This window comes from Collinsella sp. D33t1_170424_A12, from assembly GCF_015554865.1.
Lineage (GTDB): Bacteria > Actinomycetota > Coriobacteriia > Coriobacteriales > Coriobacteriaceae > Collinsella.
This window is the reverse complement of record NZ_JADNJJ010000042.1, coordinates 1-9,630: the sequence shown is the minus strand read 5'-3', so window position 1 is coordinate 9,630 and position 9,630 is coordinate 1. Positions and strand designations below refer to the sequence as shown.

General features: G+C 60.0%; 9 protein-coding genes. All 9 read left to right on the top strand.

Features of this window, described 5'->3' with window-relative positions; translation table 11 throughout:
* On the top strand, positions 1–966 hold a 966-nt coding region (locus I2E26_RS02060; RefSeq protein WP_229056338.1), incomplete at its 5' end, for a PhoH family protein.
* 1 nt (position 967) lies between these two features.
* Positions 968–1,489, top strand: coding sequence for an rRNA maturation RNase YbeY (gene ybeY / locus I2E26_RS02055; RefSeq protein WP_195419415.1), 522 nt, complete (start codon positions 968–970; stop codon positions 1,487–1,489).
* A gap of 43 nt (positions 1,490–1,532) precedes the next feature.
* Positions 1,533–1,910, top strand: a complete 378-nt coding sequence (locus I2E26_RS02050; RefSeq protein WP_195419414.1) for a diacylglycerol kinase family protein — start codon at positions 1,533–1,535, stop codon at positions 1,908–1,910.
* Positions 1,911–1,920: 10 nt separating this feature from the next.
* A complete protein-coding gene (era, locus tag I2E26_RS02045; protein ID WP_195419413.1) occupies positions 1,921–2,913 on the top strand; it encodes a GTPase Era in 993 nt (330 codons plus the stop codon).
* Between the two features lie 12 nt (positions 2,914–2,925).
* Complete coding sequence (recO, locus tag I2E26_RS02040) at positions 2,926–3,672, top strand: DNA repair protein RecO (RefSeq protein WP_195419412.1); 747 nt, start codon at positions 2,926–2,928, stop codon at positions 3,670–3,672.
* Between the two features lie 156 nt (positions 3,673–3,828).
* Complete coding sequence (gene rpsO, locus I2E26_RS02035; RefSeq protein ID WP_147588240.1) at positions 3,829–4,107, top strand: 30S ribosomal protein S15; 279 nt, start codon at positions 3,829–3,831, stop codon at positions 4,105–4,107.
* A 166-nt stretch (positions 4,108–4,273) separates the two neighbouring features.
* Positions 4,274–6,556 (top strand): polyribonucleotide nucleotidyltransferase, encoded by a 2,283-nt coding sequence (locus tag I2E26_RS02030; RefSeq protein ID WP_147588241.1) that lies wholly within the window; start codon positions 4,274–4,276, stop codon positions 6,554–6,556.
* A 257-nt stretch (positions 6,557–6,813) separates the two neighbouring features.
* Complete coding sequence (locus tag I2E26_RS02025) at positions 6,814–8,490, top strand: ribonuclease J (RefSeq protein WP_147588242.1); 1,677 nt, start codon at positions 6,814–6,816, stop codon at positions 8,488–8,490.
* A gap of 1 nt (position 8,491) precedes the next feature.
* Positions 8,492–9,630 (top strand): DNA translocase FtsK 4TM domain-containing protein (locus I2E26_RS02020; protein ID WP_195419411.1); only part of this gene is annotated, 1,139 nt, incomplete at its 3' end.

Here is a 9,630-nt window from a genome sequence, read left to right as displayed (position 1 = left end):
GTGCGCATTGCGCTTCCTCGCTCCGTGGACCATGGGCTCGTTACGGGTGCTTCCGATATGCTCTTCCGGGCTATCGAGGAGCGCGGCGGCGTGAGTCTCGTGCTGCGCGGCGATGCCGTTATCGTTTCTGGCCCGGTCTCCTCGGTCGAGGCTGCTTCCCAGGTCCTCTCGTCCGTTATCGAGCTCGTCCGTCTTGGTAAACGACCGACGACCGACGATGTATCGCTGTCGTTCGATCGCCTGAACGCCGGGAGTGCCTCCGCAGCTCCCCATGAAGTTTTCATGACTCACCGTGGCCAGGCAATTCGTGCTAAAACAGCTGGTCAACAACGGTATCTTGACGCCATTGACACTCATACCATGACGTTTTGCCTTGGTCCTGCGGGTACGGGCAAAACCTATCTTGCCATGGCGGTCGCAGTCGCCGCGCTCAAGCGACGCGAGGTTGGGCGCATCGTGCTTACACGCCCCGTCGTGGAAGCGGGGGAGAACCTTGGATTCCTGCCTGGCACGCTCGAGGAAAAGGTCGATCCCTATGTCCGCCCGTTGCTGGATGCGCTGTACGACCTCGTGGACCGCGAGCATGCTAATGAGTATGTAGAGCGCGGCATGATCGAGATCGCGCCGCTGGCCTACATGCGCGGCCGCACGCTCAACGATGCATTCGTGATCCTTGACGAGGCTCAAAACACTACGCCCGAGCAGATGAAGATGTTCCTCACGCGACTCGGTTTCAACTCGAAGTTCATCGTGAACGGCGATGCGAGCCAGCGCGACCTGCCGGGACGTAAGGGCGGGTTCAGCGATATCGAGCACATCCTTGCGGATATCCCCGATGTCGCGTTCATTCATTTGACCGGCTCTGATGTTGTTCGCCATAGTCTGGTTGGTAAGATTGTCGAAGCGTATGAAACGTTCGAGGCGAGGGCGCAACGCACGCCGGTTTCGGCACGAAAGGACGGATAACATGGACGTGCTTATTAGCAACCAGGACGAGCTTGCCGTACCGATCTCAAATGAAGAGATTGCAGCCGTTGTGGAAGAGGTATTGCGCGCCGATGGCGTTACGCGCTCATGCCGCGTGAGCGTTTCGATTGTTGACGCCGACGAAATCCGTGGACTTAACGCCGCGTGGCGTGATATCGATGCGCCAACCGATGTGCTCTCGTTTGAGTGCGACGATATTGACGACGATATGATTCCCGCCGGCGAGCCCGTCGAACTCGGTGACGTCATCCTGTGCCCGGCTGTTATCGAGCAGCAGGCTCCCCAGTTCGATACCACCTTCGAGGAGGAGTTCCGCCTCATGCTGGTTCACGGGGCCTGCCACCTGCTCGGATTCGATCATATAGATCCTGAAGAAGCACGAGCTATGGAGGCGCGTGAGCTCGAGATCTTGCAAGAGCTCGCGCGTAAGCGCGGCGATGACCCGAATCGCGTTGCGATCGGCCCTACCACGAGCCACCAGGAAGATGCATCCTCCTGCTAGCCTCCCTCGCTTGCGCGTTTGAACCTCGAAAGGGGAGTTTTCGATGATTCCAGGGTCGAATAGCGACCATCCAACATTCTTCCAGTCGTTTAAATATGCGCTGGAAGGCCTTGCTACCGCAGTGAAGACCGAGCGCAACATCAACGTTATGCTCATCTTGGGACTTTGCACCATAGTCGCCGGTTTCGCGGTTGGCCTCGATGCCGTTTCATGGTGCATCATCATCATCTGCTGCGGTCTGGTGATATTCGCAGAGCTCTGCAATACCGCGATGGAGACCATCGTCGACCTTACTACGCAGGAGTTGCATCCGCTTGCCAAGCGCGCGAAAGATATTGCCGCCGCGAGCGTGTACGTTCTCTCACTTACCGCCGCCCTGGTGGGCTGCATCGTGTTCCTGCACGCTCTGCATGTTATCTAAGGAGTCTGCCATGATCGATTTCGATCCGTTTGCCGACATGTCCGATGACGAGCTCGACGCGTTTCTCGAGGGCGAGGAGGGCTCCGCCGAGTCCGTGTCTTCCGGCCTTCCCGAAGGGTTTCGCAGCGGTTTCGTCGCGCTCGTGGGCCGGCCGAATGCAGGTAAATCCACGCTGCTCAACGCCTGCTTCGGCGAGAAGGTCGCCATCACGTCCCCTGTGGCTCAGACCACGCGCCGGCGTATGCGCGCCGTCATAAACCGCGATCGCTGCCAGATCGTCATCGTCGATACGCCCGGTTTGCACAAGCCGAAAGATTCGCTGGGAACCGAGCTCAACAAGAGCGCTCTGGCAGAGATCAATGACGTCGACGTCGTCGCCTTCCTCATTGACGCCAGCGCGCCCATCGGCCGAGGCGACGAGTGGGTCGCGAACCACGTGGCGAAGTCGAGGGCTCGTAAGATCTTGGTGCTCTCTAAAGCCGACAAGGTGAAGCCCGAGCAGATGCTGGCCCAGCTTGAAGCCGCTCGCAAGCTTGTGGACTTCGACGACGAGCTTGTCATTTCCGCCCCCGAGGGATTCAACGTCGACACGTTCGTGTCTGTGGTGGCTTCCTATCTTCCCGAGGGGCCCAAGTGGTTCCCCGATGACATGAAGTGCGATGCGAGCGACGAGACGCTGGTTTCGGAGTTCGTTCGCGAGAAGGTGCTGCTGCATACGCGCGAAGAGATACCGCATGCGGTCGGCGTTCTGTGCGACGAGCTCGAGTTCAAGGGCGATTTGCTTCGCGTCCATGCAACCATCTACGTTGAGCGCGAGGGACAAAAGGGCATCCTGGTTGGCAAACGCGGCGAGATGGTTAAGCGCATCGGCATGGAGGCGCGGCGCGATATCGAGCGTATATTCGATTGTCGTGTTTACCTCGGTCTCGACGTACGCGTCAAATCGGGCTGGCGTGAAGACGAGGGGCAGATTCATCGTTTCGGCTACGGCGCCGAGGAGTAGCGCGGGTCGGATATGGCTTCTCGGACATACCGAACCGTCTGCGTCGTGCTCGATAAGACCAAGCTCAAGGAAACCGACCTGATCCTTACCTTGCTTTCGGAACGGGGGAGTCAGATTCGCGCGGTGGCCAAGGGCGCCCGTAAGCCCGGCAGCAGGCTCTCTGCTCGCTGTGATCTATTCAACTGCGTTGATGTGCTGCTTGCACGCGGGCGTACGCTGGATGTCGTCTCGCAGGCGGAGCTCCTCCATGCTCCGCTCGGCGTGAATCCCGACTACGAGTCCATCTCGGCAGCCTCGGTCGTTTCGGACATCGCACAACTTTGCTGTTACGAAGAAGCCGAGGACCCCTTTGTATTCGCCATTACCACGCGTTGTCTCGAGCTCCTCGGTCGCGTCGTCGATCAACCGCATCGCGATGTGCTCGTTGCGGCATTCATCTTCAAGCTGCTTTCTCATGTCGGCTATCGTCCGGATTACACTGCCTGTGTTTCCTGTTCCGACCCGTCTCTTTCGTATTTCTCTTCGTCGGCGGGCGGGCTTCTGTGCGCGTCGTGCGCGGCCACGGTTGCAGGGGCGGAGCCTGTAGACGGGTCGACGGTCCAATGGCTGCGCGCCCTTCTATCCCTTCGCTTCGATGAGCTGCTTTCACATGAAATCGATCTGCCGCGCTCCACGATGCTGCTTGCGTTGGCCCATAGCTGGGCGGCCACCCATCTGGATGCTCGAATCAGATCCTTGGAGTTTCTTATGGGTCATTAGCCTGGATGTTGTGTGTTTGCTGCGACGACGTGGTCGTCGTGATAATATTCAAAGCTGTCCTACCCCGCTCTTGGATGCTCGCTGCACCGGCGGCTTCCCAGATTGGGGCGCATAACGGCACCGGAAGGGTTCGGGGCCATAGAAGAAAGGTGTACCATGACTGTTTCTAAGGAGCGCAAGGCCGAGCTCACCGCCGAGTTTGGCAACAATCCTCAGGACACCGGCAACTCCAAGGTTCAGGTTGCCATCCTCACCGAGCGTATCCGCGAGCTCACCGAGCACATGAAGTCCCACCAGAAGGACTTCCACACTCGTCGCGGCCTGCTGATGCTCGTCGGTAAGCGTCGTCGTCTGCTCTCTTACATCAAGAAGAACGACATCAACGAGTACCGTGAGCTCATCAAGAAGCTCGGCATCCGCGACAACATCCAGTAACGCGGAGCTTATCATGGACATGGGGGAGCGCTTCGGCGCTCCTTCTTGTGTAACGGGGCCACATACCCGTTGCGAGGGCTCGCAATAGCGGCCCAGAAATCGTCCGGTTGTTCCGGACACGAAGCTGCCCGTGCGCAATGTGGCGTACGGAGATGAAAGAGGAACAATGACTCTCGTATCCAAAACCTTCGAACTCTACGGCAAGACGTATGTCTTCGAGTGCGGCGAGCTTGCGCGCCAGGCTACCGGCGCCGCCCTCGTCAAGCAGGGCGACTCGACCGTCTTGAACACGGTCGTCGTCTCCAAGGAGCGTAAGAACTATGACTTCTTCCCGCTCACCGTCGACTTCAACGAGAAGATGTACGCGGCCGGTCGTATCCCCGGCGGCTATCTCAAGCGCGAGGGCCGTCCTTCCGAGAAGGCCACTCTCACCGCGCGCATGATCGACCGTCCCATTCGTCCGAGCTTCCCGGACGGCTTCCGCAACGAGGTGCAGGTCGTCGCGACCCCGCTCGTGGCCGACCAGGCCAACCCTGTCGACGTCATCTGCGTTATGGGCGCATCGCTTGCTATGACCATCGGCGGCGTGCCCTTCGAGGGCCCGCTTGCGTGCGTGCGCATCGGTCGCAACAAGGAGACCGGCGAGTTCGTCGTCAATCCCACGTACGAGGAGCGCGAGAACTCCGATCTCGACCTCGAGCTTGCGGGTACCCGGGACTTCATCTCCATGGTCGAAGCCGGCGCCGACGAGATCTCTGAGGCGGACATGCTCGAGGCCATGATGTTTGGCCAGGAGGCCATCGGCGCCTTCTGCGACGCCCAGCTCGAGTTCGTCGAGGAGTGGGAGCGCGTCAACGGTCCGATCGTCAAGCGCGAGTACCCGCTGGACGAGCCGGTCGAGGAGGTGCACGATCGTATCTTCGCCCACTACGACGAGATGGCCGCCGCTCTGCGCGACGCCGACAAGCTCTCCCGTATGGGCAAGGTCGACGAGCTGAAGGAGGCCATCAAGGCCGAGTTCTCCGAGGATGAGCAGCTGCTGTGGGAGCGCGAGATCCCCGTTAACCTCAAGAAGCTCGAGAAGAAGGCTATGCGCGACATGGTCGTCGAGACCGGCGAGCGCGTCGACGGCCGTGCCGCCGATGAGATTCGCCCCATCATGGTGAAGGATAACTACCTGCCTCTGGTTCACGGCTCCGGCCTGTTCCAGCGCGGCCAGACCCAGGTTCTCTCTGTGCTCTCTCTGGGCATGCTCAACGAGGGACAGCGCCTCGACACCATCGAGCCCGTCGATGGCAAGCGCTATATGCACCACTACAACTTCCCGCCGTTCTGCACCGGCGAGTGCGGCCGCATGGGCTCCCCGAAGCGCCGCGAGATCGGCCATGGCAACCTGGCCGAGCGCGCCATCCTGCCCGTCCTGCCGGACGAGAACGACTTCCCCTACGCCATCCGCGTCGTCTCCGAGGTCATGGAGTCCAACGGTTCTTCCTCCATGGCATCCACCTGCGGTTCCACCCTCGCCCTTATGGACGGCGGCGTGCCCATCAAGCGCCCCGTCTCCGGTATCGCCATGGGCCTTATCCAGGAGAACGGCAAGACCGTCGTCCTCTCCGACATCCAGGGTCTCGAGGACTTCCTCGGCGACATGGACTTCAAGGTGACCGGTACCGAGCGCGGCATCACCGCGCTCCAGATGGATAACAAGGCCACCGGCCTCACCTTCGACATCCTGCGCACCGCTCTCGAGCAGGCCAAGACCGGCCGTGCATTCATCCTCGACAAGATGCTCGAGGTCATTCCCGAGTCCCGTAAGGAGACCCGTCCCTCTGCGCCGCGCATCGTCTCCATTACCGTTCCCGTCGATAAGATCCGCGAGGTCATCGGCTCCGGCGGCAAGGTTATTCGCGGCATTCAGGATGAGACCGGCGCCTCCGTCGATATTCAGGAGGACGGTACCGTCTACGTCGGCGGCACCGGCGATTCCGTCGAGCAGGCCGTCGAGCGCATCCAGCTCATCATCAAGGTTCCCGAGCCGGGCGAGGAGTACACAGGCCGCGTCGTCTCCATCCAGCCTTTCGGTGCTTTCGTGTCCCTGCTGCCGGGCAAGGACGGTCTGCTGCACATCTCCCGTGTCGCACAGGGTCGCGTGGATAAGGTCGAGGACGTGCTCAATGTCGGCGACGAGGTGAAGGTACGCGTGCTCGAGGTTGACGAGCGCGGTAAGATTTCTCTCGACCGCATCGACAAGCCCGAGGCGCCGGCGGGCTCCGGTGATGAGTCCGGCGAGCGTCGCGAGCGTTCCGATCGCCCTCGCCGTGCTTCGCGCGATAACGGTGCCCGTGGTTTCGACCGCCCCAATCGAGAGCGCCGCGATCGCGGTGACCGCCCCCGTCGCTCTCCCGGCGACAATGGCGGCCGCGCCCCGCGTCGTCATCACGAGGGCTAGTCGCTAGTTCGAGCGATTGCTTACTTGAAGACCCCGCGCTTCATGCGCGGGGTCTTTTTCTTGTATTGCGTGCTTGCGCCGCCCCCTTGCGGTCGCGCGGTTCGTCACACGTGTTGTTTTACTGCATGATGTATAGAGTGGGTTAAAACTACCCAACTCTTGGTAGGATGTAGAAACATACGTTTCATTTAGACGTGCTCGGCGCGTGGCGCCGTACCATATCGTATTCATGTAAGACGAAAGGATTGTTTGACTATATGGCTACAACTAAAAAGAACGCTGCGCCGCTGAAGGTAATCCCCCTCGGCGGTCTTGATGGTATTGGCAAGAATATGACCGTCATCGAGTGCGGTCCCGACATGGTGCTGGTCGATGCCGGCCTCATGTTCCCCGACGACTCGCAGCCCGGCATCGACCTCGTGCTTCCGGACTACACGTACGTGCTCGAAAACGAGGATAAGCTCCGTGGCATCATCATCACGCACGGTCACGAGGACCATACGGGATCCTTGCCGTATCTGCTTCAGGACCTTAACAACAAAGTCCCGATTTTCTCCTCTAAGCTCACGCTCGGTTTCATCGAGGGAAAGCTCTCCGAGTTCCGCATTCGCGCGCCAAAGTTCCGAGAGGTGAAGAGCGGCAGTACGGTTACCCTTGGCTGCATCAACGTGAGCTTCTTCTCCATGACGCACTCCATTCCCGGTGCTCTCGGCATCTTTGTGAAGACGCCGCAGGGTACCGTCATGCACACTGGTGACTTCAAGCTCGATCAGACGCCTATCGACGGCGTTACCCCCGATTACGCCGCCATCACCAAGTTCGGTAAGATGGGTGTCGACCTTCTGCTTTCCGACTCCACGAATGCCGTTGTCCCCGGCTTCACGAAATCCGAGGCAGAGGTCGGTCCGCAGCTGTACGAGGCCATCAAGAACGCCGAGGGGCGCGTGTTCGTTGCCTCGTTCTCAAGCCATATCCACCGTTTGCAGCAAATCTGCGATGCCGCAAAGGCCTGTGGCCGCAAGATCGTGGTTACCGGGCGTTCGATGCTTACCAACACTCGCGTCGCTCGCGAACTCGGCTACCTTAAGATCGATGAGAAGGACCTTGTCGACGCATATGAGCTCAATGGTATTCCCGAGAACAAGGTCGTCGTCATGTGCACCGGTTCGCAGGGCGAGCCCCTGTCCGCGCTTTCTCGTATGGCGAACGGCGAGCACAAGACGCTGTCCATCCATGATGGCGATACGGTCATCATCTCGGCTACGCCGGTTCCGGGTAACGAGAAGGCCGTCCAGCAGGTTGTGAACAGCCTGGCCAAGCTTGGTTGCGACGTGTACGACAAGCATCGCTGCCTGGTCCACGTGTCCGGTCACGGAAGCCAGGAGGAGCTCAAGCTCATGCTCGCCATGGCTCGTCCGAAGTACTTCATGCCGGTTCACGGCGAGGCCGTGCATCTGCGCGCCCATGCTAAGCTCGGCGAGAAGATGGGCGTTCCGCACGACCATATTTTCATCATGGATAACGGCGATTCGCTCGAGATGCGCGAGGGCAAGGTGAAGCGCGGTCGTTCCGTTGAGAGCGGCGTCGTCTACGTGGACGGTCTGCGTATCGGCGATACCGATCCCATCGTCCTGCGCGACCGTCAGAAACTTGCCAACGATGGCATGGTGACCGTGGTTGCCACCATGTCGCCCAAGCGCAAGAAGATCGAGGCCATCGAGCTGTCCGGTCGCGGCGTCTCGTTCACCATCGATGATGAGTTCTCGTCCGCTGCGACGGATTCGATTCTCAAGATGATCGACAAGGGCTCGTTCAACTTCACCAGCAGCGGCACAGACGCTCTGCGTAAGGCGGTGCGCGATTCGCTGTCCAACTTCATTTGGAATCGTACACATACGCGACCGATGATCATTCCGGTTGTGATGGAGGTCTAGCGTGGCTCGAAGCGGGAACTCGGCCAACGACAATGCAACGACGAAGGTTGTTCGCGGTAAGCGCGCCAATAAGGCCGCTGCCGCGGCCGATCTTCGTGCCAATGAGAACGTGCTCGACGAATTCGACGACGTCGAGCCGCTTCTCGATTCCGGCGTTTATCGCGATGTTATCGGCGTGGTCTTGGGCGTGATAGCCGTCGCATCGTTCATCGCGGTTATCTCGCCTGCTTCCGCGCCCGTTACGGCTGCTGTCGCCAACTTCTTCCATCTTGGATTCGGCTTGGGGGCGTATGTGTTGCCGTTGGCGCTTCTCGCCGTGTCGGCCCTCATGTTCCTGCGCGATTCCTCTCCGGTCTCGCTGCGTACGTGGTCCGGCCTGGCTCTTATCTTCGTGGCTGCGTGTACCATCTTGTCGCTCCTAGTGCCCGGGTCGGACATGGGCGCGGACGTTATGTTCGAGCCCGCTCGACTTTCGGTTTCGGGCGGCTATCTGGGCGCCACGATCGCTGCCGCCCTGCAAAACGCTCTCGGTAAGACCATCGCGTTGGTTTTCGCTTTCGGTCTGGTTCTGCTCGGCATGGTCATCATCGGCTTTCCGGTAAGCTCGGTGGTCCGCGGTGCAGCGGACAAGGCCGAGGAGTTCGCCCGGAAGCGCCGCGTCGATGTGAACGATAACCCGTGGGGTGGCGATTTTAGCCCCGATACCATATCGGCCGATGATGAATCGGGAGACATCAAGGGCCGCAATAATGATCAAGAGAGCCTCTTCGATACCGAAGGCCGGGGTACCTATCTCGGTTCTCGCTCCACCGCCGTGCTCCTCGATGACGACGAGGCGGATTCCGATACCGCCTCTCCGTTCGTCGATGTACCCGATGAGCGCACGCATACGGATGTGACAAACATCCTGCGTCCGCTCAAGGAGAAGCTTGGTCGAAAGAAGGCGAAGCGCGCTTCGGCGAAAGAACGAGAAGAAGCTCCCGAAGTTGCCGATGCAGCGGAAACTACGTTGCTGCCGGTTTCGGCAGACCAGGATGCTGCAACCGTCCTTTCCGCTTCTCCTGTTCCCACCGACGCCGGCGGCCAGGTCGTTATTCCCGAGTTCCTCCGTCCTAAATCCGAGGGCTCTTCGTCCGACGA